This is a genomic window from Rhizobium sp. S163 (assembly GCF_030380805.1).
GTDB lineage: Bacteria > Pseudomonadota > Alphaproteobacteria > Rhizobiales > Rhizobiaceae > Rhizobium.
The window spans coordinates 184,049-207,264 of record NZ_JAUDSA010000003.1 but is presented as its reverse complement, the minus strand read 5'-3'; the positions used below and the strand labels follow the sequence as shown (position 1 = coordinate 207,264).

Below are 23,216 nucleotides of genomic sequence, written 5' to 3'. Positions count from 1 at the left end.
AAATCTTGGTAATGAAACTCGAGTTTGTCGCGGGACGTACGCCGCACATCACTTTACGCGAGCGCTGATTGCCCGCGTGATTCTGCCCCGGCGCGAATGGCGCCGATCAGGCGCCAAGTGATTCCAGCGAGACGGGCGGACGGCGCTTGGCGGCCATCAGCAGATCGAGTTCGGTGGCGGATGGGCCGAATTTTTCGAACAGGCGAACGGCTTCATCGTCGCCGAGCCTGTATTTGCGCGAGAATTCCGTGAGACTATAGGCACGGCCACGCAGTACCTTGCGGCTATTGGTGTGTTCGATCACGTTGGTCATGGTCATCTCCTTCTATAAGTGAGATTTAGGGCCAGCGATCGATTTGTTAAGTCGCGAATGCGATTGAACCGATTGATTTTCTTAAATATTTTCGGGAACTTTATTGCTGCTCGTGCATTTGATGCGCTCATTCGACCTGGGGCATCGACAATAGGCGACGGTCTCCATCGCTACGTCCCAGATGTCATCGCCAATCCGTAAGCCGCAGGCCTTCCCGCTGTATTGCCCCGCCCGCTTCGCGATCTCTCGCAAGAAATGTGCCTAATGCACAGGAAAGGTGGATTTTTCGGTTGACCGCAATGGGTCGTCTGCATATGTTCCGCGCACTTCCAGCCGGGGGTCCTAGAGGGATACTTTGGAACACGGGAGAGCGTAGCTCAGCTGGTAGAGCAACTGACTTTTAATCAGTAGGTCATGGGTTCGAGCCCCATCGCTCTCACCATTAAATCAATAACTTAAGTCTGATTCTGGTTTTGCGCGCGGTGGGCAATCGCCGCTTTTGGCTGCATTTCATCCGAGCAGCATCCTTGCACGATTTCCGTACGCCCTTAACTCAATTGGCTAAGGCGACGCAGCCCGCACTTGAGGCTACGTTAAGCTCAGGCACAGTGTGCATGGGGATCACAATATGGACGTCGCAGCAGCCCGCAATCTCTTTGTCAACAGCGACCGGTCGCTGGCCGCTCGCATTCGCCTGAAGCGCTGGGACATGATGCTCGCGCTCATGCCTGATCTTCCAAAGATGAAGATACTGGATCTCGGCGGGACGAGAGAATGGTGGCTGAGAGCCCCGATCCAGCCTCCGCATGTAACGGTCGTCAATCTCGACACCGACGAGCAACATGGCCGGATAACCGCAATCCGTGGTGACGCGTGCAAGGCCGATCAATTGTTCGGAGACGAGCGCTTCGACATCGTCTTTTCCAATAGTCTCATCGAGCATGTAGGTGGGCATCACTCGTTCTCACAGCTCGCGGAGGTGACCAGAAAAATGGCTCCGCGCTATCTCGTCCAGACGCCCTATCGCTATTTCCCTATCGAGCCGCACTGGCTGTTCCCCGGCATGCAGTTCATGCCGATGGCTTTGCGCGTCAAAACCGCCGAGTGGTGGCCTCTGGGGCATACATGGGGATGGCCGAAGGGGCAGGCCTTTGACGAAGTCTTGTCGACGCAGCTTCTTACGGCAACCGAGATGAAGCGCTATTTCCCCGATGCCAAGATTCATTGGGAGCGGTTCATGGGCCTGCCGAAGTCGATGATCGCGATACGATAGACCGCGCGGCGCCCGCCCGCGTCACATTCTCCGGAACATTTCACGTTGCCGCCAGTTCTAGCGAAGGAAAACATCGGAGAACATCATGGCAGACCGTGAAAAAGATATCCGCGACCGCGCCCATGCCATTTGGGAGCGCGAAGGCAGACCTGAGGGACGGCACGAGGAACATTGGTCGCAGGCCGAGCATGAGATCAATCATGGCGGCGACCAGATCGAGGGCGATGATGTGCCGAACCTTGAGGCGCTCAGGGAAGCGGCAAGACAGCATACGGATGCATTTATCGTGAAGACGGATCTGGAAGATGCCGACGAGCGGGAAGCGACGCCTGGGATGCGCGAGCAGCCATAAGCGGTAAGAATGCGTGAACGGCGATGGAATGCAACCAGCTGCGGGTCCATGCGTTGTGTCACAGGTTCCACGAAAAGGATTGTGACATGACTTCCTCCATCACCACGAAGATCGCGGCTGCTCTTTGCGTCATGCTGGCCCTCAGCTCTTGCGGCAATACGATCCGCGGCATGGGCAAGGATGCGGCCAACACCGTTGACGCAACGCAGAATGCCGGCAACCGGGTTGGCAACGCTGCCGCCAAGTAAGGCGGCTAGCTGAGGCTGGGTTATCACCATAACTCCGAAGAGCAGCGCCTCGGCCGGGGCATCTCGATTGCATCGGCGGCTATCTTTACCGGCAAGCTGATCACCCCTACTCTGTCACCGTATTCGCCAAACAAGCTACGCTCGCCCACAGTATAGGTGAGCGCGAGCATGAGGGTATGGTCGTGACCGTTCGTCCGCCGCAATCGCTGAGGCAGCCTTTCTCGGTCGAGAGCGGGTTCAATGTTCTCGAATACGAATTGAGAGCGGAGCGCGCGAGTTCACTGGGGCGTAGCGGGTTGAAGGCTGAGGCCGCCTTGGCCGAGCTTAACGCGTGGGATCCTGCGCGCCATAGCCAAGATGATCGCCACGTGCGGCTCCGGAAGGCAGCGGATGCCGTATGGGATTTGTTCGTCCAGCGTGAGATTTGCGGTCTTCGCAACAGCCGCGATGTCATCCAGCGGTACGGCATTCCGGACGAGGTCCTCGTGCGGCTTGGATCGACGCAGAAGTAGCGCGTACCTGCCCTTCAGGCGGAGCCAAGCCGCTTGCTATCCTCCGGCATCAGCACCGAGGCCATGACTGTCCTGTTGCGCCCTTGGCCCTTCGCTTGCAGCAATGCCGCGTCGGCGCGTGTCAGCAAAGTCGAGACGGCAGCGCCTTCCGTAAGAGAGCCGACGCCGATCGATACCGAGATCGGGCCGAGAATGCGGCCGCGATGCGAGAGCGCCAGGCCGCGAATGTTGGCGCGCACGCGCTCAGCGATATCGAATCCTTCCGCATCGCTGATATCAGGCAGCAGCACGGTGAACTCCTCGCCGCCGAAGCGGTAGGCGCGGCCGGCGTCGCCGATGGTGTCGAGAATGGTCTGCGCGACGTAGCGCATGACCTCGTCGCCGGCGTCATGGCCGAACTCGTCGTTGAAGCGCTTGAAGTGATCGATATCGACCATCATGCAGCTGAGCCGCTCCAGCTCGCGATCGCGTGCGTGATTGTTCATGTCCTCGTCGAGCGAGCGCCTGTTATAGAGCCCCGTCAGCGCGTCGCGAATGGAGAGGTTGGTGAGCTTGTCGCGAAGCTGCAGGTTGGCGGCAGCGAGGCCGATGTTCTCGGCGATCAGCTCCAGATAGAGCCGCGATGCCTCGGCCTCCATATGGCCCTGCGGCCGCTCCTCGAAATAGAGCAGTCCGACGACATCGCCCTGCGCCGTCAGCGGAACGCATAGTCCCATCGTATCGGATTGGTCGAGATGCTGGCAGCTGATGTCGCCGTGCTCGTGCGAGCTTACATGCGGCCGGCCGCGCCTGAGGCCCCAGCAGGCCGTCGCCGGAAATACAGGCTCGGAGCGCTGCGGCTCATGCCATGAGGAAATGCGCGACAATGTCGAGCGGCTTTCGTTCATGATGTAGAGGTTGCCGGCGAGATCCGGGAATATCTGCGGGGAGAAGAGGGCCACGACTTCGGCCAGCTCCTGCTGCGCCTGACAGGCCTGCAGGCGGTGCATCATCTGCAGGATCAGGTCCTTGGTCTGCTGGTCGCGACGGCGCTCGGCGTCCAGACGATCGCGTTCCAGACCGTTTTCGCGAAAGATATGGATGGCCTCGTTCATCTCGCCGATTTCGTCGCGGCGGCGATCGAGCGGCACGTCGACCGCGTAATCCTGCTTGGCCAGACGCGTGACGATGCCGGTCATGCGCATCAAAGGCATAGCGACGCGACGCTTCAGGATGAAATAAAGCACGCTCAGAAACAGGGCGGCAGTGACAGCGAGCAGCGTCTTGGCGATGAAGCCCCACCAGTCGCTGCGCAGCTGCGTGTCGTGCATGACGGCCTGGGTGCGGGCGTTCGCCAGATCGCGAAAGCGGGTGACAGCGGCGAGCAGCGCCGTCTGGAGGCGGTCGTGTTCCGGGCCGAACAAGGTCTGGCGGGCGCCCGCCTGATCGCCTTTGCGATACGCGGCGATCGCCTCTTCCTCGATCTTGTCGAGAACGTCGGCGCTTTTCTCCACGTCCTCGAGCGCCTGCAACTCGATAGGTGCTGCCCCCAAGTCGCGGACGCCCCGGATTGCGCGCTCGCGCCGGCGCTCCTCGCCTTCCTTGCCTTGGAAGGCATCGAGATGCCTGATGTCGTCGCGCATCACATAAAGGCGCGCCTCATCGCTGCGCTCTTCGGCGCCGAGCGCCAGCTCGTCAGCGAGATCGTCCAGCGCCAAATGCTCCTCGACCGCGATCCGTTCGCGGGTGGCACTTGTGGCAGACAGGATGAAGGCGGAGCCCGACAGCACGGTCAGAACAACCGTCACTCCGTAGGCCCAGTTGGTGATGACACTGATCCGCATGTGGGTATATTAGGGCATCCGAATTGCCAGACAATTAACACAGGTTGCATCGGCCACGCCAAGCTCCCGAGACGCGAGACGCAAAAAGGTGATTGGCGGCGGGCCACCGGCTGCGCTAGGACTGCGCTCGAATGCCCTGCGCCGGAGAACCGCGTGTCGATTGCCGATATTTCCCTGTTGAGTGCCTTGCTTGCCGGCGCCCTGTCATTTCTCTCGCCCTGCGTACTGCCGCTGGTGCCACCCTATCTCTGTTACATGGCAGGCATTTCCGTCGAGCAGTTCCGGGGTGGCGGGGCGGTGACGGTTGCGCCGGATGTGCGCCGCGGCGTGCTGTTTTCGGCGCTGTTCTTCACGCTCGGCTTTGCCACCGTCTTCGTGGCGCTTGGGGCCGGCGCGTCGAGCATCGGAATGGCGCTGCGCCAGCATCTCGATCTCCTCTCCAAGATCGGCGGGCTGATCATCATCGTCATGGGGTTGAACTTCCTCGGCGTCTTCCGCATCGGCGTTCTGGCGCGGGAGGCGCGCTTCCAGGGAAGCGGCAAACCGGCGACGCTGACGGGCGCCTATGTGATGGGGCTTGCCTTCGCCTTCGGCTGGACGCCATGCATTGGCCCGGTGCTCGGCGCGATCCTGGGCGTTGCCGCCTCGCGCGAAACAGTCGGCTCGGGCGCTGGCCTGCTTGCCGTCTATTCGCTGGGGCTTGCCATCCCCTTCTGGATCGCCGCCGGCTTTTCCGGCGCCTTCATGGGCTTCCTCACGCGCTTCCGCCGCCACCTCGGCACGGTGGAGAAAGTCATGGGCGCGTTCCTGATCCTCACGGGCCTCGCCTTCATCTTCGGTTTTGTCAGCGATGCCGCGATCTGGTTTCAGCAGACCTTTCCAATCCTGATGAAAATCGGCTGATCCGCTCCGATCCTGTGTGACGCGCACGTGAAAGCCCCCGATCCCAGGTCCATGATCGGGGGCTTATTTGCAGTCAGCGTTCTTATCAGAACGCGCGCTGCAGACGGAAGAAGCCAGTCGTCACGTCATCGCCGCGATCAGGATCGAGATAGTTGACCGTCGCCTTGGCATAGAGATTGTCGGCGATCTGATAATCGACGGTCACGCCGACCTTCCACGCATCGCCGAGGCCGTTAAACGTGTCAGGTACGCCGACCTTGTTCGCTCCATAATAATTGCCGAAGTACTGAAAGGCCGGCGTGATCTTGAGCTTGTCGGTCGCATCGATCGCGTATTGTGCGGCGACAACCCATTCGGCCTTGCTGTAGTAGGAGTTCGGGCCGGAGGAATAGACCCCAGCCAAGCCGAGCGTCCCCGGCCCCAGCTTCACATTGGCGATCGCGCGAATGGCGCCGTCGTTGTTGTCCGTATCAAAGCCGCCCGTGACCTGGTAGCTGAAGATGCCAGCTTTTCCGCCGACCGCGAAAGCCACGCCGACGTTGTTGCTGTTTTCGCCGCGCTGATAGACACCGTCTTCCAGTTCATCGACGCTCAAGCCTGCGTAGAAGCTCGACGTCTCATACTGATAGCGCAGCGAGTTGTGGAGCGTGACGGCCGAGCCGATTTCGTCGGTCTCCCCTGAAAGGCCGTCGTCCCACCAGGAATAGAAGAGGCCGGCACGAAGCCCGGCGACGTCGATATAGGCGGAGTCGAGGATCGCCGACTGGGAAGAGGCATTGTCGGCGTTCGTCTGCAGAACGATCACGCCCGTCAAAGGACCGTATTCCGTGTCGCTCTTGGCAGTGAACTGAATCTGACCGCGCGTAAACGCATCCCAATCGCTTCTATTGGCAACGGTTGAGCCATTGCCAACAGTTTCACTGCGGTTCGGACCTGCGCCTACCTGAAAGCGGATGTAGCCGCTGATCTTCAAGCAGGTCTCTGTTCCTGGAATATAGAAATAGCCCGAACCATAGGCGTCACAAACGCGAACATATTCTACAGGCTCGGGTTCTGCGGCGACAATCGCGTCGGCCGCATACACGCCAGAAGAAGCTGCAAGTGCAGCCGTGGAGCCGATGAGAAGGCTCTTGATACTCATAGTATGGATATCCCCAAATAGGACGACTTCCCGGTTCGATGTCAGACCGACATCACCCTCGAACTTGGTCGTCGAATGAAAAATCGAAGCGGATGCTTCACATATATAATCTATAATTTTAATAGACTACGAAATCGATAGGGTTCTAAATTGTCGGCAAAGGGGAGCAAAATCTGCTCTTTTTGAGCGGGTCGCGTCACAAAACGACTGCAACATGGAATGAACGGCTCTAGAATCTAATTATAATTCTAGTGACCAATTATCGAATGGCTCACTTTTCCCATTCGGATGAGAAGACGACAAAGGCTCTCTTTAGGACGTCGTTTTCGGCCTGAAGCTTCTCTATCTTCTTGCGAAGACTGAGAATCTCCGCCTCGAGCTGCGCGTGCGTCAGGTTTTTCGCCGGGCGTTCGGCTGGCTCGTCAGCCTCTCCCCCTTCCCTGGAGGCTACATCTCGGCTGTCGGCGTCATGCTTCTTGACCCACAGTCGCAAGGACTGCTCGCCGATATTGAACTCATCCGCCACTTCCCGGTAGATCGTACGGTCCATCGGGTTTTTCAGCCTGCGCTCATCGACTGCGGCAATGGCGTTCGAGCGCACGTCTTCCGCATAACGTCTCGCCGAAAACAAACCCTGGCTCTTTTCTTGCGACGAAGAGGACATCAGCACCTTCTGGTCGGGCAGACGTTGCCACCCTACTCCATCTCAGGCTTGCGAAGTGCGGCAAACCAACTAGAATTATTATTATAATTTTTGGGAGTCGTGTAAAGTGCGGCCCGCCCCTTCCTCAAAGGAGATGCTCGCTTTGGAGCAAGCAACCTTACCCCTCGTCTCAACCGACTGGCTTGCAAATCATATCAACGACAGCCGCATCGTCGTTCTCGAACCGACGATCTTCATGGAGCGCGGGACACCGAACGCACCTGCTTCGCGTTTTCGCAGTGGCGTCGATGAATTCGAGCATGAGGGACGTATCCCCGGTGCTCGGTTCGCCGATCTCTTCCTTCGCTTCTCCGATCCAGAAGCCGCGCTGCCGTTCACGCGCCCCACGCGAGAACAGTTCAGCGCCGCCTGCGGCTCGCTTGGCATCCGAACGGACAACACGGTGGTCATCTACGATCGACTGGCCGGGCAATGGGCATCGAGGCTCTGGTGGATCTTCAAGAGCTTCGGACATGAGAATGTCGCGGTTCTCAACGGCGGCTTCAAGAAATACAAGAAGGACGGGCTGCCGGTCGAAACGGGGCCAATTGTGCCGTTCGATAGGGTGCATTACGCGCCGACTGGCTCCGAGGACTTTGTCGCCTTCCAGGAAGACGTGAAGGAAATCGTCGCCGGTGAACGAACGGCATCGCTCGTCTGCCTGCTGAAACAGGATGATTATTCGGGCGCCGTTTCCGTGAGAAGCCGCGCCGGCCATATTCCAACCAGTGTCAATCTTCCCTTCACCGACCTTCTCAACGAGGCGGACAACACGTTGCGAGACGCGGAGGAGTTGAGAGCCGCGTTCTCCAGCGTCGTCCCGTTGGACGGGCGTCTCATCGTGACCTATTGCGGCGGCGGCATCGCCTCGACGCTCGGCGCCTTGGCGTTGGCGGCCATCGGCTACACCAACACGCTCGAATACGATGGCTCCCTCATAGAGTGGATCAGCGACCCCAATGCGCCAATGGAACTCGGCTAACACTCGAGTTGCGGCGCCAGCCGAGTCATCCCAAGACGCACCTTTGGCCACTTCACCTGAGCCTTGCGCCAAAGCGCTAGATCGATTCAGCCTCTAAGGCTGCGTTGAGCCTGACTGCATTCGGCAACGCAGTACGCTGCCCTGTTTTGGGCGTGACGCGCGACCAAATACGGAAAAATTTCCACGACAAAGCCGTTCGGACGAAAAAATCGACCTTTTATAATTATAATTATAATCTATAAAAACCATAGATTATAAAAATTATCAGCAGATCGATGATGAACGCAATGATGCCAATACCAGCCCAACGTCCGCAAAAACCGGCGGCAAGGCGTGTGATAGAGCTGCGCCAGGTGAGCAAGGCATATGGCTCGGCGTCCGGACGATGCGTTAAGGCTCTCCAGCCGCTCGATCTCGACATCGACGCCGGCTCATTCGTCGCGATCGTCGGCCGCTCCGGATGCGGGAAATCGACGCTTCTGCGGATGGCGGCAGGATTGGAGACGCCGAGCTCGGGCACTCTTTCGATCAACGGCTCGGACGGTGTGAAAAGCGTTCGCTATGTGTTTCAAAGCTACGGTGAATCCCTGCTGCCGTGGCTCAGCGTCGCAAAGAACATAGATTTCGGGCTGCGGCATGCGTTCACGCCGGCAAGCTCGCAGCGCACCGGAAATTCACACGACAGAGCAAGCCAGATCGATCGTCTTCTGAACGAAGTGGGGCTTCCTGGCACTGCCGCCCTTTATCCCTCGGAACTTTCGGGTGGAATGCAGCAGCGCCTCGCCATCGCGCGCGCGCTCGCGTCCGGGCCGGAAATCCTGCTGCTCGACGAGCCATTCAGTGCGATCGATGCGCTAAGCCGCGCGAGCATGCAGGATCTGATGCTTCGGATATGGCAAGAGCGTCGCATCACCATCGTCTTTGTCACGCACGACATCGACGAAGCACTCTACCTCGCCGACCGGGTTGTCGTGATGGGCGAAGGCGGGATCGGGATAGCACGCGACCTCCCCGTACCAATCCCCCGCCCGCGCGATCAGGTCGCGACCAGGGAAACGCCGGAATTCCTTCGCCTGCGCCGGGAAATACTCGAACTTGTGCTGGGTGGTGCGAGATGACGCTGCTCGGAACACGCGACGAATTCACCGACGACCGAACGATCGAGGGGCTGGGCAAACGGCAGCGCTCAAGCAAAGCGGCCGCGCCACGCCTGGTGCGACATTTCCTGCGCAGCCGCGGCTTTGGATGGTCCGTCCTGGCTTGCCTCATTGCGGCGTGGCAGATTTCTGCTTGGATCGACTACAATCCGACCGTTTCCTCGCCAGCCCTGATCGGCGAAACGCTCGCCGTCGAGCTATGGGGCGGCGACCTGCTGAAGGCGATGCTCGACACGCTTCGCCTGCTTTGCATCGGGTTCGTGATTGCCGCTCCCATCGGTATCGGTCTGGGCTTCCTCATGGGCCGCGTTCGCATCGTGTGGGCATTGATGGAGCCTGTCATCGAGATCGCCCGGGCCAAGCCGACGACCGCGATCATACCCGTGCTCATTCTCTTCTTCGGCGTGGGCGATCTGATGAAGATCCTCGTCTTCCTGCTGTCGGCCGTGTTTCCGCTCCTCATGACTGCCTATGCCGGTGCAAGGAGCCTCTCGCGAACGCTGAAAGAGACGGCGCAGACCTTCCAACTGGGATGGTGGGCCACCCAATGGGAAGTCGCCCTGCCCGCTGCGGCTCCCTACATTCTTGTCGGCATCAGGCAGGCGCTCGGCACCTCGCTGATGATGTCAGTCGTCGTCGGCATGGTCGCCGGCAATGACGGCATCGGCTACTACATCCTCGAAGCACAGCAGGCCTTCAACATACGCAAGCTGCTCGCGGCCACCGTTCTCGTGGCGCTCGTCGGATACACCATCAACGCAATCTTCCTGTTCCTGGAAAGCTACCTCGCGCGTCGTCGCGGGTCGCTTCGGGACGCCAACTAGAGTTCAAGACATGTTTGAAATCGGCATTTTCAGCTTCGGCGACACCTACCCGCACCCCCTGACAGGCGCACGCCAGTCCGCGCATGAAAGCCTTCGCGACCTTATCGATCGCATCGAACTCGCAGACCGGCTGGGTCTCGACTTCTACGGTGTCGGCGAACATCATCGCCCGGATTTCTCCGTCAGTGCCTGCTCGACGGTTCTTGCCGCCGCAGCCAGCCGCACCAAGACGATCAAGCTTGGCACGGCGACGATCGTCCTGACCACCGACGATCCCGTGAGGCTTTACGAGCAGTTCGCCACACTCGATCAAATCTCCGCAGGTCGTGCGGAGATCGGACTGGGAAGCGGCGTTTTCCTCGAATCCTACGACCTCTTCGGGGTCGACTATGAAGATCGGAAATGGATCTATGACGAGAAAATCGAACTCATCGCGGCAATCGATACGTCTGAAAAGATAACATTCGGGAGCAAGAGCCGGCCTCCACTCGACGACCTCATCGTCTGGCCGCGCGCATATGGTGAGCACCTCAGCATCTGGCAGACCACCGGCTTGACCGAGCAGAGCTTCGAAAGAGCCGCGCGGCTTGGACTATCGGTTCAGACCGGCGCGCCGGCCGCAGAATTCGATCGACTGGCCGGCCTCGTCGCGACCTATCGCAACAAGGGTGCCGAACGCGGATGGAAGCCAGAGCGCCTGAAAGTGGCGCTCAGTGCTCACGCCTATATCGGCGACGATCGACGAAAGGCGCTCGATACGTTCTTCCCGCACTATCAGGCCTACGTTTCCAACATGCGCCTCAATCGCGGAAAGCCGGCGCCGACGCGCGAGCAGTTCGAAGAGACGGCAGCGGATCTGAACTCGAACATTATCGTTGGCGACGCCGAACACGTGATTGCCAAGCTTGCGCACCAGAGAGCGCGCATCGGACACGACCGGCACATCTTCCAGATCGATTGGCGCGCTGTCCCGCAGGCCGATCAGGTTCGCGCGATTGAAACCCTGGCGAACGAGGTTGCGCCCGCCCTGCGCAAGCAGACGACAGCGACCGAAGCCGCCGCATAAACTTTCCCGCCCTTTATTTGAGAGAAGATCATAATGAGCATTTATCGCCGCCAGATTCTCGCGATCTCCATATCGGTCGTCGCCACGCTCGCCTCAAGCTCTGTTTTCGCGGAAGAACTGAAGACCATTCGCATCGCGCTCACGCCGCAGACCTACAATATCCCGATCGCCGAAAAGGAGGGATTTCTCGCGAAGCACGGCCTGAAGGTCGAACTGGTTCCGCTTGCGACAGGCACGGAAACGATCGCTGCGGTCAAAGGCGGAAGCGCGGACATTGCCTACGCCGACACCTTCGCGGGCGTGAACGCCATCCACAACGGTTTCGATATCAAGCTCGTCGCGGGCGCGAACCATCCGAGCCCGGCGGTGAATTTCCTCGTCAAGGAAAACAGCGACATCAAGACCATCGCGGACCTCAAGGGGCGCACGCTCGGTCTTGGCGGAGTGCCCTTCTTCCGGGTCTTCGCGTACAAATTCCTGAACGGCAATGGGCTAACCGCGAAGGACATAAAATTCAGCGTAATCAAGCAGGTGAGCGCGCTTCCTGAAGCGTTACAGAATGGCGCGGTGGACGCGGTCCAAACGCTGGGCTTCCAGGTTGCCTATCTCAACGACGGTGTCGGAACCGGATATCATTTCCGGTCGATCATCGACCCGGATAGCGCCAAGTACCAGAACCCGGCAGCGCTGCAAGCAGGCTGGTGGACGACGACCGAGTGGGCCGCCAAGAACGAGGATACCGCCAAAGCCTTTGCCAACGCCTACAAGGAATTCGCTGCCTGGTACAACGGCCAGGACGAGGCCAGGCGCGTCGAACTCGCCAAGGAATTCGACAAGCTCGACTTCAACGAACTGTCCGCCGGCGATCCGCAGAAACTGAAGAACCTCGCGTTTCTGACCACAGCCAAGTATGTCGCCGGCCCGGTGGACGTTGCCGCTACGCAGGAATGGATCGACTCGGGCGTTGCCGCGGCACCGGATCAGGTCGCCGCTGGTGTCTCCATCGCCGACCACCTCCTGCCGACCGCAAAGTAAATCACATGCATCAAGCCAGCACGCAGCCGGCGCGACCGGCTGCGCCTGCGGGGCTTTGAAGGAATTCAAGATGACCAAAGACAAGCGCCAACTGAAGATCGGATACTCGATCTGGCCAACCGGACACCACAGGACCGCCTGGAGGCTGCCGGAGGCGAGCAACACCGGAACCGTCGATCCCGAGTTCATGGCGGACACCATCCAGACCGCCGAGCGCGGCCTTTTCGACTATTACTTCATCGGCAACGCCGTGAAGAGCGATCCGGAATCGGCGCGCGCCAATGGAAACGAGGTTTTCAAGATCGAGGGCTATGCTCTCGGCGGCTACGCCGCTGCCCTGACGAAGAAGATCGGTGTCGTCGTCACCATCAACATCACCTATTCGGACCCCTACAACACGGCGCGCGCCATCGTCTCGCTGGACCATCTCAGCCGCGGACGAACGGGCTTGAACGTCGTCACCGGCGTCGCCGGCACCGATGCTTCGAAGAACTTCTCGCGCGAAGAGCATCCGCTGGCGGCCGAGAAATACGCCCATGCAGACGAATTCCTCCAGGTCTTCAATGCGCTGACGAACAGCTGGGAGCCTGACTGGCTTGTCGACGACCGCGAACGCGGCATCTTCCTCGACCCGGCAAAGGGTCATCGTATCGATCACGAGGGAAGGTTCTTCTCCGTGCGCGGCCCCTTGAACATTCCCCCGCCGCCGCAGGGCAGAATTCCCGTTATCCACGCCGGGACAAGCGACGAATCCTTCGAGCTTGGCGCCAAATACGCAGACATCCGCTTCAGTCCTTATCGCGGTCGCGATTGGAACAAGGCCTACTACAACGAAATCAAGGGTCGCCTGCCGAAGTACGGCCGCACCGAGGCGGATCAGTTCATCTTGCCGGGGTTCACGTTCTTCGTCGACGAGACCACTCGCGCGGCGAAGGCAAAGTATCGGGAAGTTCAGAACTTCACGCTGAACGAATACGCACCGAAGGCCGTCGTCGGTTTCCTTGGCCTGGAACTCGGCGCTCCTGCGCCGACGGAGAAGGTGTTGAGCGTCGTCGACTACGACAGGCTGAAGCGCGAGGCCGCGCAGCGCACGCCGAACTTCAACGGGCAGCCCGGACAGGCGGCTGACAAGCTCTGGGCGCTCGAGCTCGCGCTGGACGCCTATGGCGACTGGGAGAACGTCACGTTCCGCGACCTGCATGACTACATCGCCAACTTCCCAGGCAATCAGGCTCCGGTGGTCGGCAGCGGTCGCGATGTCGCGGAATGGATTCACGAGCGCTTCGAAAACCGCGAGTTCGACGGCGTGAAGGTGTTCCCGCCCTACTCGCCACAGCCGCTTGCCGCTTTGTCGATCTGGTGGTGCCGGAGCTGCAGCGCAGAGGGATCTTCCGCACAGAGTACGAGACCTCCACGCTCCTCGGCCATCTCGGCCTCGAGAAGAATTGAAAGGGACCCCAATGACAGGCCGCCCAGACGCCTTCGCCACCAACATCATTTCCGCCACGGACGCGCTTTCGGAGCAGTCCTCCGGACGCCATGTGGTCTTCCTCGACGTTCGCTTCAGTCCCAAGCAGCAGGATTTTCGGAGCGACTACGACAACGAGCACATTTCCGGCGCACATCATGTCGATCTCAAGACGCAGCTGCAGGGCAAGGGTGGTGGGGTGAACGGCTCGCGCCCCCTGCCCGAGATCGCCGATCTTCAGCGCAATGTGACCCAGTGGGGCATTCGGCCGGAAACGCTTGTCGTGGCCTACAGTGACCGCACTCCTGCCGCGGCAGCACGCGCCTGGTTCGTTCTCCAGTGGGCCGGTTTGCCCGATGTACGATATCTGGATGGTGGTCTTGCCGCTTGGAAGGCCGCCGGCGGGAAAACCGATGGTGAACTGCCGCCGGAGGTCCCCGGCACCTTCACGATCGCCCAGGCGGGTGGGCTCCCTACGCTTTCGGCGGACGACGTCGCTGGGTACATCAGGGCGGGCGGACCTGTGTTCGACGCGCGCGGTGGCGCTGAATACGCCGGCGACGGATCCCCGCGCAGTGGTCACATCCCAGGCGCGCGGAGCCTGCCGTCGTCCACCCTTCTCGACGCTGGCGGTCTTGTGTTGAAGCCGAACGAGGTTCGCGCGGTTCTTGACGCCCGCGGCGCCGACGGTGCCGACTATATCGGCGTCTATTGCGGCGGCGGCGTCGGCGGAGCGCTGGAGACGTTGGCGCTTCGATCCGCAGGTATAGACGCACGGCTATTCGTCGGATCGTTCTCGGCATGGTCCGCAGACCCCGACCGAGCTGTCGCGCACGGAAGCAATTGATCCACGCCGCGCATTTCGTGGCGTACCCCCTTTAGGAGTTTCCATGTCTTCGAAAGAAGCCGGTACCGTTCGTCGATCGAGCGGCAGGGCGAAGCATGCCCGAATGTTTGCTACCTTTTTCTCGGTTGCCCTGGTTGCCGGCGCATTCTGCTATGCGCTGCGCGGACCGCAGGCGGTCGCCAACAGCATCGGCGATGCATGGTCGGAGCTGATCGCGCTGACCCTTGAACTGGTTCTGGGGCTGGTGATCGCGTCCGCGGTCGGCATCCTTGTTCCAAAGAACAAGGTCTCCCGGTGGCTCGGCGAGAACTCCGGGTTTCGAGGCCTTGGCATAGCGACAGCGCTCGGAATGGTGACGCCAGGCGGTCCCTATGCCTCGTTTCCGCTCGTGCTCAGCCTTTCAAAAGCCGGCGCGGACACGGGAGCGTTGATCGCGTTTCTCACGGCGTGGGCCGCCAGCAGCGTGAGCCGCCTGCTGATCTGGGAAATCCCCATGCTCGGGCTGGACTTCGCGGTGCTGCGCTTTGTCGTCAGCATTCCACTTCCTTTCGTCGCCGGTTTTCTCGCGAGAGAGATTGCGGTTCGCTACCGCGCTTCGGGAGAGCAATCCCATGCTGGATAGTGGAACCATCATCCTGATCGGCGTCGCGTCGCTTCTCATTGGGTTGATCGCACTTCGGCATCCCGACAGGCTCGGCGAGCTGGTTGCAAATGTTCGCAACCAGGCCGGAAGCATTCTCATCAGCCTGCCGTTTGGGCTGCTGATCGCCGCGTTCGTCAGCCGGCTTCTGCCTGCCGAAATCGTGTCGGCGCTGCTTGGCCGGGACAGCGGATTTCTGGGGGTTATCATCGCCTCCATCTTGGGCGGCTTCATCCCCGGCGGCCCGATGGTCGCGTTTCCGATCGCCTTCGCGATGTTTCAGATGGACGCCGGCAGAGCCCAGATGATCGCGCTGCTCACCAGCTGGTCAGTGTTCGCGGTGCATCGCATCCTCACCTACGAACTGCCGTTGATGGGCAGACGCTTCGTCGTCGTACGTCTCGCGGCCGCAGCTCCACTGCCGTTTCTGGCTGCTGCCCTATCGCTTTCCTTCCACTGATTTAAACGCAAAGGAGATTTCATGTCACCGTTTCGATCTCATCCCCTTGGCCGAGCCCTGGCAGTCGCGACGATCGCGCTGATGACGGGCATGACCGGCCTCGCCTCCGCAGAACAGGCGAAGCCGCAGAACTTCCTTCAAACGCATCCGGTCGAGTTTCCGAATGGCACGCTGGCTTATAACGGCGTGACCTATTCGACCGAGGTGGGATATCGCCCGCTGCGCCTCGACATCTATCGCAATCCGAAGACAACAGCCCCGGCACCCGTCATTTTATTCATCCACGGCGGTGCCTGGGAAGGTGGCAACCGCCAGGCTCAAGGGAAGTTCGCCGACTTCCCGTCGGTTCTGGCAGACCTCGCGGCGAAGGGTTATGTCGTGGCATCAGCGGAACATCGTCTCAGCGGCGAGGCACCCTTTCCGGCCCCCTACGACGACGTTCAGGCTGCAATTCGTTTCCTGAAAGACAACGCCGCATCGTATGGAATCAATCCGGAAAAGTTCGGCATTTGGGGAAGTTCGTCCGGCGGACAGCTCGCGGCACTTGCCGCCGTCGCCTGCAACTCGAATACGCTTACTCGCGTCAGAGACAAGACGCCCAATACGTCCACCTGCGTGAACACGGCAGCCATCTGGAACGGCGTGTTTGATTTCAAGGCGATGGAACCAGCCCCCACGCCCGCTCAGAACGGCCACCCTCGCTCACGCCTGCTGGAATGCAATCCGGGCTATTGCACCAACACCGTCCTGGAGACGGCCAGCCCGATTTCCTATGTGGATGCCCACGCACCGTCCTTCTTCCTGGCTCATAGCCGCGACGACAATGTCGTTCCCTTCGCGCAATCGACGGAATTCGAAAAGAAGCTGAAGGAGAATGGCGTGGCCGTATCGACATACTATGTCGAAGGCCTGCAGCACGGTTTCGTCTCGGATGATCCGAAAGTGACAAAGGAAGCGGGCGAAGAGCTTTTGAAGCGAACGGTGGAATACTTCGACCACACGCTCAAGTGAACGCGCGATCGGTCATCTGTCTGGGCATGGCGCTAACCTTGTCCTGCCCGGACAGCTCCCCCATCCGGTGTTCGGGCGAACACAATGCCGACCAATCACTTCCGTTGAAGCCAGAATGAAGCAGTTCCTGAAATCCACACATTGCCGTCTCTGTGCGGCAAGCATCCTACTCTTCATTTTGGCGGCTGCGGCCGTTTCCGGCCCGCTTCAAATACCGGACTTCGTCTGGGCCGCTCTCATCGCCCTCGGAGTGGTGCTTCTCATATACAACTTCGGGCGTTTCGACGCCCGGACAAGGGCCCACGGCACGCAACCGAATTCCTGCCGGGCGCCACATCCATCAGCTCGGCGTCACGCTCGCACCACCAGGAGTGGGCGGCAGTCACGCCTTTGATCGCGATGAAGTCAGGCTTTCTTCCGACGTAGATGCTCCTTGATCGCATCCGGGATCGCGCGCAGGCCGCGCCCGGGCTCGACACCCTCGCGCATCACCATGCTGCGGAACGGCGGCACGGCGGCCAGGATATGCAGACCGGCTGCGCGCAACACCTGCATCGGCAGGAAATCGGAGAGAAGCGAGCGGTTCAGCACATCGACGCTCGCCGTGCGGGTCATGATATCGACGCGGCGCTTGCGGTCGAACTGGCTGCCGGCGTCCTTTGAGATCGGCAGTTCCGGCCGGTCGCAGAGGATATCGGTCAGCGCCATGACGTCGCGCAAGCTGAGGTTGAGCCCCTGCGCGCCGATGGGCGGAAACACATGCGCCGCCTCGCCGATGAGCGCCACCCGGCCCTTGCCCGAGCGATGCGCCATCATGCCCGACAGCGGCCAGATCTGCACACCCTCCTCGACCGTCACCTTGCCGAGCAGCGATTGCATGCGTTCCTCGACGACATTGCCAAGCTCGGCCAGCGAAAGCTCGCTGCGCGTCTCAGCATCCGACGGGCTCTGTACCCAGACGAGGCTGGAGCGATTGCCGGGAAGTGGCACTTGCGTAAAGGGGCCGTTTTCAGTGTGGAACTCGGTGGAGATGTTTTCGTGCGGCAGGGAATGCTGGAAATTCAGCACCATGGCCGATTGCGGATAGGACCACTTCTTGACGTCGATACCAACGGTTTCGCGCAGCTTCGACTTGCGGCCCTCGGCGCCGATCGCGAAATTGGCGGTGAGCGTTTCGCCATTGTCGAGCGAGATGGAGACGGCGTCTTCGGTGACATCGATCACATCGGCGAAGGCCGTGAAACGCGTGATGTTGCCCTCGGCGGCCGCGGCCGCTTCCAGCACTTCCATCAATGCCTTGTTGGGAAAATTGTAGCCGAAGGCTTCGAGCCCGACTTCGGCGGCGCGGAAGGTCGCGGTCGGCGCGCGCAGCAGGCGGTTGGTGCCGTCGATGATGCGCATGGTCGAAAGCGGCGCGGAGGAAGGACGCAGGCGCTCCCAGAGCGTCAGCCTGTCGATGAAGCGGATCGACTGGTCCATCAGCGCCGTCGTACGGCGGTCTTCCCTTGGTGCCGGCGGCGCAACGAGTGCAACGTTGCGTCCGCCGCGTCCTAGGGCGATTGCGGCGATCATTCCGGCCAGTCCGCCGCCGATCACCGCGATTTCGAAAGTCTTCATTGCACCGTTCCGCAAATTCTGAAACGGCGAGCCGGCCTTATGCCGCCGGCTTCGCCTGACGGCGCCAACTATAGCTCTTGCCCGGCTCCGCGTCACGCGCAGTCGGCTGATAATAATGCGGAATCTCCGGCAGGCGCTTTTCGGTGAGACGCTTTATCGCAGTCTCGTTGGTTACAGCGAAGCTATCGATGCCGCAACGCAGCATATGCGGCACCTGGTCGATCAGCACGTCGCCGACGGCACGCAGCTCGTTGGTGTAGCCGAGACGCTCGCGCAGCAGTGATGCATGGCTGAAGGCGCGACCGTCGTTGAAAGCAGGAAACGCTACAGCAACGAGTTCGAGGCGATAGAGATAGGGCTCAAGCTTACGCACGTCGTCAGCCGGCTTGATCAGCACGCCGAAGCCGACTTCGTTGCTCTCGTCTGCCTTGGCCACCAGTTCCTCAAGGCTCAGCAGAGGCTTCTGCCCCTCGCCCGCCTTCACCTCTTCGGTCTCGATGACCCACGGGTCGTTCTCGACGAAGCCGGTTTCTCTCCAGATCCTGGTCATCACGCAGCCTCCGCCTTGGAATCACCGTAGAGCGCATCCTTGAAGGGTTGCGGCCCGACGCGGCGATAGGCATCGAGGAAGATCTCAGACGGATCGTTGCGCAGGCCGAGATAGGTGTCGACGATCTTCTCGATCGCATCCGTCACCTTCTCCGGCTCGAAGCCACGGCCGATGATTTCGCCGATCGAGGTGTGCTCGTCACCGGAGCCGCCGAGCGTGATCTGGTAGAGTTCCGCACCCTTCTTCTCGACACCCAGCAGACCGATATGGCCGACATGGTGATGGCCGCAGGCATTGATGCAGCCGGAGATCTTGATCTTCAGCTCACCGATTTCGGCCTGACGCTCGGGATTGCCGAAACGCTTCGAGATTTCCTGCGCGACAGGGATGGAGCGCGCATTGGCGAGCGCGCAGTAGTCCAAGCCGGGACAGGCAATGATGTCGGTGATCAGGCCGGCATTGGCTTCGGCAAGACCGATGGCAACGAGGCCGCGATAGACGGCTTCGAGGTCGGCCAGCGCCACATGCGGCAGGATGAGGTTCTGCTCATGGCTGACGCGGATTTCGTCGAAGGCGTATTCCTCGGCGATATCGGCGACTGCATCCATCTGGCTGTCGGAGGCGTCGCCCGGGATGCCGCCGATCGGCTTCAGCGATATCGTCATCATGCCGTAATCGGGGTTCTTGTGCGGCTGGACGTTCTGGTGGACCCAGCGCGAGAACGCCGGATCGGCCTTCTTCCAGCGAGCGAGGTTTTCCCAGCCTTCGGCACGCTGCGGGAGCGCCGGCGGTGCGAAATAGGCCGTGATGGCGGCGACATCGGCTTCAGGAAGCTTCAGCTCAGTGTCCTTCAGAGCCGCGAACTCGACCTCGACCTGGCGAGCCAGCTCTTCGGCGCCCGTTTCGTGGACGAGGATCTTGATGCGGGCCTTGTACTTGTTGTCGCGGCGGCCGTGCAGGTTATACACGCGCATGACGGCGGTGGTGTAGGACAGCAGATCCTCTTCCGGCAGGAAGTCCTTGATCAGCTTGGCGATCATCGGCGTCCGGCCCTGGCCGCCACCGACATAGACGGCAAAGCCGATCTCGCCCTTGTCGTTCTTCTTCAGGTGCAGGCCGATGTCGTGAACCTGGATCGCGGCGCGGTCGCGCTCGGCACCGGTGACGGCGATCTTGAACTTGCGCGGCAGGAAAGAGAATTCCGGATGGACGGAAGACCACTGGCGCAGGATTTCAGCGTATGGGCGAGGATCGGCGACTTCATCGGCGGCAGCACCGGCGAAGTGGTCGGCCGTGACGTTTCTGATGCAGTTGCCCGAGGTCTGGATCGCATGCATCTCGACGGTGGCAAGCTCTGCCAGCACGTCAGGCATATCCGACAGCTTCGGCCAGTTGAACTGCAGGTTCTGGCGGGTGGTGAAGTGACCGTAGCCACGGTCGTAGGTGCGCGCGACGTGGGCCAGCATGCGCATCTGCTTGGAATTCAGCGTACCATAGGGAATGGCAATGCGCAGCATGTAGGCGTGCAGCTGAAGATAGACGCCGTTCATCAGGCGCAGCGGCTTGAACGCATCCTCGGCGAGCTCGCCGGACAGACGGCGCTCAACCTGATCGCGGAACTGCGCAACGCGCTCGGCGACAAAGGCGTGGTCAAATTCGTCGTAACGGTACATCGTATTCCTCAGACTGCAATGAATGCGGGATCGGCGGGCTTGTAGCCCGGCGCGTATTCCATGGTCGGACCCTGTGCACGAATGCGCTCGCGAAGGCGCAGCGGCCAGAGAACACCATCGGTCTCCTGCACGTCAACCACGGCGACATCGACGACCAGATTATCGGCGTATGACTTCTTGCCGATCGCCTCCAGCGCGGCAACGGCCTCGGCATGGCGCGCGACCAGCGCGTCCTGCAGCGACGTCACCCATGTGCCGTTGGCATCGAGCCAGACGGCGATGCCATCGGTCAGCCTGTTGGCGGTCAGAACCTTGTCTCCCATAGTCAGCTCCTTAGCAGTTCATCGGACCGGGCGCGTGCACGCACCAGCGGTTCGGACAGTTCGAAATTGGCGCCCGCAACGGCGTCGCCGATGATGACCATGACAGGTCCGGTGAGTTCATCACGGTTCTGCAGATCGGGCAGATCGCGCAGCGTACCATGCATCAGCCGGCGATCGGCGCGGCTGGCGTTCTCGATGACGGCGACCGTCGTCTCCGGCGCAATGCCGGCGCGCATCAAGCGCTCAGCAACCGACGCCGCGACCGTGCGGCCCATGTAGACGGCGATCGTAGCGCCGGATACGGCAAGGCTCGCCCAATCGGGAAGCACATCGCCGGTGAGATCGTGGCCTGTCGTGAAGACCAGAGACGAGGCGACGCCACGCAGCGTCAGCGGCAATTCGAAATCGGCGGCAGCGGCGAAAGCGGAGGTGATGCCGGGCACGACTTCATAGGCGATGCCGGCGGCGCGCAATGCGGCCATTTCTTCGCCGGCGCGGCCATAGACCAATGGATCGCCCGACTTCAAGCGGACGACGCGCTTGCCCTCGCGGCCGAGATAGACGAGCAGGTCGTTGATCTCTTCCTGCGACTTCGAATGACAGCCCTTGCGCTTGCCGACCGACAGGCGCTCCGCATCACGGCGGCCCATGTCGACGATTTCCTGCGGCACCAATGCGTCATAGACGATGACATCGGCTTCCATCATCACGCGCTGGGCGCGCAGCGTCAGGAGATCGGCGGCACCCGGGCCGGCGCCGACCAGCCAGATGCGGCCCTCGGCCTTATCGGCGGAGCGCAACAGTTCGTCGGCGAGGCGTTGTGCCTGCGGCATGTTTTCGTTGGAGACGGCGTCGGCCACGGCACCGGAAAAGAAACGGCGCCAGAAGAGACGGCGCGTAGCGCCCTTCTCAAGCGCATGCTCGACGCGACCGCGATAGCTGACCGCCAGTTCGGCAAGCCGGCCGAGCGACGGCGCCAGCAGTTGATCGACCTGGGCGCGGATCATCTGCGCGAGAACGGGCCCTGCCCCTTCCGTGCCGATGGCAACCGCGACGGGCGCGCGATTGACGAGCGCCGGGGTGTAGAAATCGCAGTAGTCGGGCTGATCGACGGCATTGGCCGGGATCTTGGCGGCGCGTGCGGCGTCGACGATGGCGCGATCGGCGGCGGCATCGCCGGTGGCCGCGAAGACAAGCGTTGCGCCCTCGACCTGCGCCGGCGCGAAGGCAGCGCGCACGGTCTCGATGCGGTTGGCGATCAGATGGGCGTGGTAATCGGCCTCGGGGCGATCCGTGTAGGCGACGATCCGGGCCTTGGTGTTCGACAGCAGGCGCACCTTGGCGAAGGCTTCATCGCCATTGCCGAAGACAGCCGCAATCTTGCCTTCGACACGAACGAAGGCAGGAAAAACCGACAGTTGCTCACTCTTGGAAGGCATCATCAATCCATTTCGAAGTTGCCGGAATATGCACCACCGGACCAGCCAAATGAAGAAACATAAATTCCAAACCCGCTACGACCGCGTATTGTTTTACCCGGCATGTCATTGATTTGAGCAAAACTCACCGATGCGGCGCCCGTGGCACGATGAATCACGCTGCAATGCGGCACAAAGCCTGTGACAAATTCGGGCTGGCCCAATAATCCTCGTTTGCCTCGCGCGGCACCGGCGATACAGTGCCGGCAACAAGGAGAACACCATGTCCGACACCACCATTGCCGCCCGACTGCTCGATATCATGGAGCACGATATTCTGCCGATGACCGAACGCGGCGTCGGCCTCGGCAACAAGGTCTTCGGCGCCGCGATCCTGCGCAAATCTGACCTTTCGCTCGTGGTTGCTGAGACCAACAACGAGCTGGAGAACCCGCTCTGGCATGGCGAGGTGCACACGCTGAAGCGCTTCTACGAGATGGGCGAAAAGCCCGCCACCAAGGACCTGATCTTCCTTTCGACCCATGAACCCTGCACCATGTGCATGTCGGCGATCACCTGGGCCGGCTTCGACAATTTCTATTACTTCTTCAGCCACGAGGATTCCCGCGACGCCTTCGCGATCCCGCACGACCTGAAGATCCTCAAGGAAGTCTTCGGGCTCGAGCCCGGCGGCTACCGGCGCAGCAACGCCTTCTGGAACAGCTTCGCGATTGCCGATCTGGTCGAGACAGAAGGCGATGCAAGAAAGGCCGACCTCAAGGCGCAGACGGCGCGGATCAAGGGGCGCTACGACGCGCTCTCCGAAAGCTACCAGTCGTCCAAGGGCGACAACGACATTCCGTTGAACTGACACGAT

At 60.8% G+C, this 23,216-nt stretch carries 25 protein-coding genes, 1 tRNA gene and 1 pseudogene; 17 read left to right on the top strand and 10 right to left on the bottom strand.

Annotated features, from left to right (window positions below):
- Positions 1-106: 106 nt before the first annotated feature.
- A complete protein-coding gene (locus QTL96_RS01145) occupies positions 107-313 on the bottom strand; it encodes a hypothetical protein (protein WP_289726373.1) in 207 nt (68 codons plus the stop codon).
- Positions 314-679: 366 nt separating this feature from the next.
- Between QTL96_RS01145 and QTL96_RS01140 the strand changes: the two genes are divergently transcribed.
- The 5 genes from QTL96_RS01140 (at position 680) to QTL96_RS01120 (ending at position 2,698) form a co-directional block, all read left to right on the top strand.
- A tRNA-Lys gene (locus QTL96_RS01140) sits at positions 680-755 on the top strand.
- A gap of 186 nt (positions 756-941) precedes the next feature.
- Entirely contained in the window at positions 942-1,586 is a 645-nt protein-coding gene (locus QTL96_RS01135; protein WP_289726372.1) for a hypothetical protein, read from the top strand.
- 85 nt (positions 1,587-1,671) lie between these two features.
- Complete coding sequence (locus tag QTL96_RS01130; protein WP_289726371.1) at positions 1,672-1,938, top strand: DUF2934 domain-containing protein; 267 nt, start codon at positions 1,672-1,674, stop codon at positions 1,936-1,938.
- 86 nt (positions 1,939-2,024) lie between these two features.
- Entirely contained in the window at positions 2,025-2,186 is a 162-nt protein-coding gene (locus tag QTL96_RS01125) for a hypothetical protein (RefSeq protein ID WP_018899955.1), read from the top strand.
- A gap of 182 nt (positions 2,187-2,368) precedes the next feature.
- Positions 2,369-2,698, top strand: a complete 330-nt coding sequence (locus tag QTL96_RS01120; RefSeq protein ID WP_354669117.1) for a DUF6665 family protein — start codon at positions 2,369-2,371, stop codon at positions 2,696-2,698.
- Between the two features lie 14 nt (positions 2,699-2,712).
- Here QTL96_RS01120 and QTL96_RS01115 read toward each other — a convergent pair whose 3' ends face one another.
- On the bottom strand, positions 2,713-4,521 hold the full coding sequence (locus QTL96_RS01115; protein ID WP_289726369.1) for a sensor domain-containing diguanylate cyclase: 1,809 nt from the start codon (positions 4,519-4,521) through the stop codon (positions 2,713-2,715).
- Between the two features lie 153 nt (positions 4,522-4,674).
- On the opposite strand from QTL96_RS01115, the gene QTL96_RS01110 reads away from it, so the two are divergent.
- Positions 4,675-5,424: a cytochrome c biogenesis CcdA family protein gene (locus tag QTL96_RS01110; RefSeq protein WP_289726368.1), complete on the top strand. Its 750-nt coding sequence runs from the start codon at positions 4,675-4,677 to the stop codon at positions 5,422-5,424.
- 85 nt (positions 5,425-5,509) lie between these two features.
- Here the strand turns inward: QTL96_RS01110 and QTL96_RS01105 are convergent, their stop codons facing one another.
- A complete protein-coding gene (locus QTL96_RS01105; protein ID WP_289726367.1) occupies positions 5,510-6,565 on the bottom strand; it encodes a porin in 1,056 nt (351 codons plus the stop codon).
- Positions 6,566-6,836: 271 nt separating this feature from the next.
- Positions 6,837-7,229, bottom strand: coding sequence for a hypothetical protein (locus QTL96_RS01100; protein ID WP_289726366.1), 393 nt, complete (start codon positions 7,227-7,229; stop codon positions 6,837-6,839).
- A 142-nt stretch (positions 7,230-7,371) separates the two neighbouring features.
- On the opposite strand from QTL96_RS01100, the gene QTL96_RS01095 reads away from it, so the two are divergent.
- From QTL96_RS01095 to QTL96_RS01050, 10 genes and pseudogenes are all read left to right on the top strand, one after another.
- Positions 7,372-8,250: a sulfurtransferase gene (locus QTL96_RS01095; protein ID WP_289726365.1), complete on the top strand. Its 879-nt coding sequence runs from the start codon at positions 7,372-7,374 to the stop codon at positions 8,248-8,250.
- 353 nt (positions 8,251-8,603) lie between these two features.
- Complete coding sequence (locus tag QTL96_RS01090) at positions 8,604-9,368, top strand: ABC transporter ATP-binding protein (protein ID WP_289726364.1); 765 nt, start codon at positions 8,604-8,606, stop codon at positions 9,366-9,368.
- The gene (locus QTL96_RS01085) at positions 9,365-10,231 is read left to right on the top strand and encodes an ABC transporter permease (protein WP_289726363.1); all 867 of its coding nucleotides are present in this window, start codon (positions 9,365-9,367) and stop codon (positions 10,229-10,231) included. Before QTL96_RS01090 ends, QTL96_RS01085 begins: the two co-directional genes overlap by 4 nt.
- Before the next feature lie 10 nt (positions 10,232-10,241).
- Positions 10,242-11,297, top strand: coding sequence for an LLM class flavin-dependent oxidoreductase (locus QTL96_RS01080; protein WP_289726362.1), 1,056 nt, complete (start codon positions 10,242-10,244; stop codon positions 11,295-11,297).
- 33 nt (positions 11,298-11,330) lie between these two features.
- Positions 11,331-12,332: an ABC transporter substrate-binding protein gene (locus tag QTL96_RS01075; RefSeq protein ID WP_289726361.1), complete on the top strand. Its 1,002-nt coding sequence runs from the start codon at positions 11,331-11,333 to the stop codon at positions 12,330-12,332.
- 70 nt (positions 12,333-12,402) lie between these two features.
- Positions 12,403-13,617, top strand: a pseudogene (locus tag QTL96_RS01070) (NtaA/DmoA family FMN-dependent monooxygenase); the annotation flags it as partial.
- Positions 13,618-13,792: 175 nt separating this feature from the next.
- Complete coding sequence (locus QTL96_RS01065) at positions 13,793-14,647, top strand: rhodanese-like domain-containing protein (protein ID WP_289726360.1); 855 nt, start codon at positions 13,793-13,795, stop codon at positions 14,645-14,647.
- A gap of 43 nt (positions 14,648-14,690) precedes the next feature.
- On the top strand, positions 14,691-15,269 hold the full coding sequence (locus tag QTL96_RS01060; RefSeq protein WP_289726359.1) for a permease: 579 nt from the start codon (positions 14,691-14,693) through the stop codon (positions 15,267-15,269).
- Positions 15,259-15,747 carry a hypothetical protein gene (locus QTL96_RS01055; RefSeq protein ID WP_289726358.1) on the top strand — a complete coding sequence of 163 codons (489 nt, stop codon included), beginning with the start codon at positions 15,259-15,261 and terminating at the stop codon, positions 15,745-15,747. The genes QTL96_RS01060 and QTL96_RS01055 overlap by 11 nt, the downstream gene beginning before the upstream one ends.
- Before the next feature lie 21 nt (positions 15,748-15,768).
- Positions 15,769-16,758, top strand: a complete 990-nt coding sequence (locus tag QTL96_RS01050) for an alpha/beta hydrolase (RefSeq protein WP_289726357.1) — start codon at positions 15,769-15,771, stop codon at positions 16,756-16,758.
- A gap of 405 nt (positions 16,759-17,163) precedes the next feature.
- Here the strand turns inward: QTL96_RS01050 and QTL96_RS01045 are convergent, their stop codons facing one another.
- From QTL96_RS01045 to QTL96_RS01020, 6 genes are read right to left on the bottom strand one after another with little or no spacing between them, the layout of a single operon-like run.
- Complete coding sequence (locus QTL96_RS01045) at positions 17,164-18,375, bottom strand: UbiH/UbiF family hydroxylase (RefSeq protein WP_289726356.1); 1,212 nt, start codon at positions 18,373-18,375, stop codon at positions 17,164-17,166.
- Between the two features lie 37 nt (positions 18,376-18,412).
- Positions 18,413-18,925 carry a DUF934 domain-containing protein gene (locus QTL96_RS01040; RefSeq protein WP_113012017.1) on the bottom strand — a complete coding sequence of 171 codons (513 nt, stop codon included), beginning with the start codon at positions 18,923-18,925 and terminating at the stop codon, positions 18,413-18,415.
- Positions 18,925-20,598 (bottom strand): nitrite/sulfite reductase, encoded by a 1,674-nt coding sequence (locus tag QTL96_RS01035; RefSeq protein WP_289726355.1) that lies wholly within the window; start codon positions 20,596-20,598, stop codon positions 18,925-18,927. Before QTL96_RS01035 ends, QTL96_RS01040 begins: the two co-directional genes overlap by 1 nt.
- 8 nt (positions 20,599-20,606) lie before the next feature.
- Positions 20,607-20,921: a DUF2849 domain-containing protein gene (locus tag QTL96_RS01030; protein ID WP_111561437.1), complete on the bottom strand. Its 315-nt coding sequence runs from the start codon at positions 20,919-20,921 to the stop codon at positions 20,607-20,609.
- A 2-nt stretch (positions 20,922-20,923) separates the two neighbouring features.
- A complete protein-coding gene (gene cysG, locus QTL96_RS01025; RefSeq protein WP_289726354.1) occupies positions 20,924-22,360 on the bottom strand; it encodes a siroheme synthase CysG in 1,437 nt (478 codons plus the stop codon).
- Positions 22,361-22,362: 2 nt separating this feature from the next.
- Complete coding sequence (locus tag QTL96_RS01020; protein WP_289726353.1) at positions 22,363-22,563, bottom strand: hypothetical protein; 201 nt, start codon at positions 22,561-22,563, stop codon at positions 22,363-22,365.
- Positions 22,564-22,622: 59 nt separating this feature from the next.
- Between QTL96_RS01020 and QTL96_RS01015 the strand changes: the two genes are divergently transcribed.
- On the top strand, positions 22,623-23,210 hold the full coding sequence (locus QTL96_RS01015; protein WP_289726352.1) for a nucleoside deaminase: 588 nt from the start codon (positions 22,623-22,625) through the stop codon (positions 23,208-23,210).
- Positions 23,211-23,216: the final 6 nt, after the last annotated feature.

What these genes read in the sequence shown, in the direction of transcription:
- QTL96_RS01145 (WP_289726373.1), bottom strand. Translation starts at nt 313, where the DNA reads ATGACCAACGTGATCGAACACACCAATAGCCGCAAGGTACTGCGTGGC.
- QTL96_RS01135 (WP_289726372.1), top strand. Translation starts at nt 942, where the DNA reads ATGGACGTCGCAGCAGCCCGCAATCTCTTTGTCAACAGCGACCGGTCG.
- QTL96_RS01130 (WP_289726371.1), top strand. Translation starts at nt 1,672, where the DNA reads ATGGCAGACCGTGAAAAAGATATCCGCGACCGCGCCCATGCCATTTGG.
- QTL96_RS01125 (WP_018899955.1), top strand. Translation starts at nt 2,025, where the DNA reads ATGACTTCCTCCATCACCACGAAGATCGCGGCTGCTCTTTGCGTCATG.
- QTL96_RS01115 (WP_289726369.1), bottom strand. Translation starts at nt 4,521, where the DNA reads ATGCGGATCAGTGTCATCACCAACTGGGCCTACGGAGTGACGGTTGTT.
- QTL96_RS01105 (WP_289726367.1), bottom strand. Translation starts at nt 6,565, where the DNA reads ATGAGTATCAAGAGCCTTCTCATCGGCTCCACGGCTGCACTTGCAGCT.
- QTL96_RS01100 (WP_289726366.1), bottom strand. Translation starts at nt 7,229, where the DNA reads ATGTCCTCTTCGTCGCAAGAAAAGAGCCAGGGTTTGTTTTCGGCGAGA.
- QTL96_RS01085 (WP_289726363.1), top strand. Translation starts at nt 9,365, where the DNA reads ATGACGCTGCTCGGAACACGCGACGAATTCACCGACGACCGAACGATC.
- QTL96_RS01080 (WP_289726362.1), top strand. Translation starts at nt 10,242, where the DNA reads ATGTTTGAAATCGGCATTTTCAGCTTCGGCGACACCTACCCGCACCCC.
- QTL96_RS01075 (WP_289726361.1), top strand. Translation starts at nt 11,331, where the DNA reads ATGAGCATTTATCGCCGCCAGATTCTCGCGATCTCCATATCGGTCGTC.
- QTL96_RS01065 (WP_289726360.1), top strand. Translation starts at nt 13,793, where the DNA reads ATGACAGGCCGCCCAGACGCCTTCGCCACCAACATCATTTCCGCCACG.
- QTL96_RS01060 (WP_289726359.1), top strand. Translation starts at nt 14,691, where the DNA reads ATGTCTTCGAAAGAAGCCGGTACCGTTCGTCGATCGAGCGGCAGGGCG.
- QTL96_RS01055 (WP_289726358.1), top strand. Translation starts at nt 15,259, where the DNA reads ATGCTGGATAGTGGAACCATCATCCTGATCGGCGTCGCGTCGCTTCTC.
- QTL96_RS01050 (WP_289726357.1), top strand. Translation starts at nt 15,769, where the DNA reads ATGTCACCGTTTCGATCTCATCCCCTTGGCCGAGCCCTGGCAGTCGCG.
- QTL96_RS01045 (WP_289726356.1), bottom strand. Translation starts at nt 18,375, where the DNA reads ATGAAGACTTTCGAAATCGCGGTGATCGGCGGCGGACTGGCCGGAATG.
- QTL96_RS01040 (WP_113012017.1), bottom strand. Translation starts at nt 18,925, where the DNA reads ATGACCAGGATCTGGAGAGAAACCGGCTTCGTCGAGAACGACCCGTGG.
- QTL96_RS01035 (WP_289726355.1), bottom strand. Translation starts at nt 20,598, where the DNA reads ATGTACCGTTACGACGAATTTGACCACGCCTTTGTCGCCGAGCGCGTT.
- QTL96_RS01030 (WP_111561437.1), bottom strand. Translation starts at nt 20,921, where the DNA reads ATGGGAGACAAGGTTCTGACCGCCAACAGGCTGACCGATGGCATCGCC.
- cysG (WP_289726354.1), bottom strand. Translation starts at nt 22,360, where the DNA reads ATGCCTTCCAAGAGTGAGCAACTGTCGGTTTTTCCTGCCTTCGTTCGT.
- QTL96_RS01015 (WP_289726352.1), top strand. Translation starts at nt 22,623, where the DNA reads ATGTCCGACACCACCATTGCCGCCCGACTGCTCGATATCATGGAGCAC.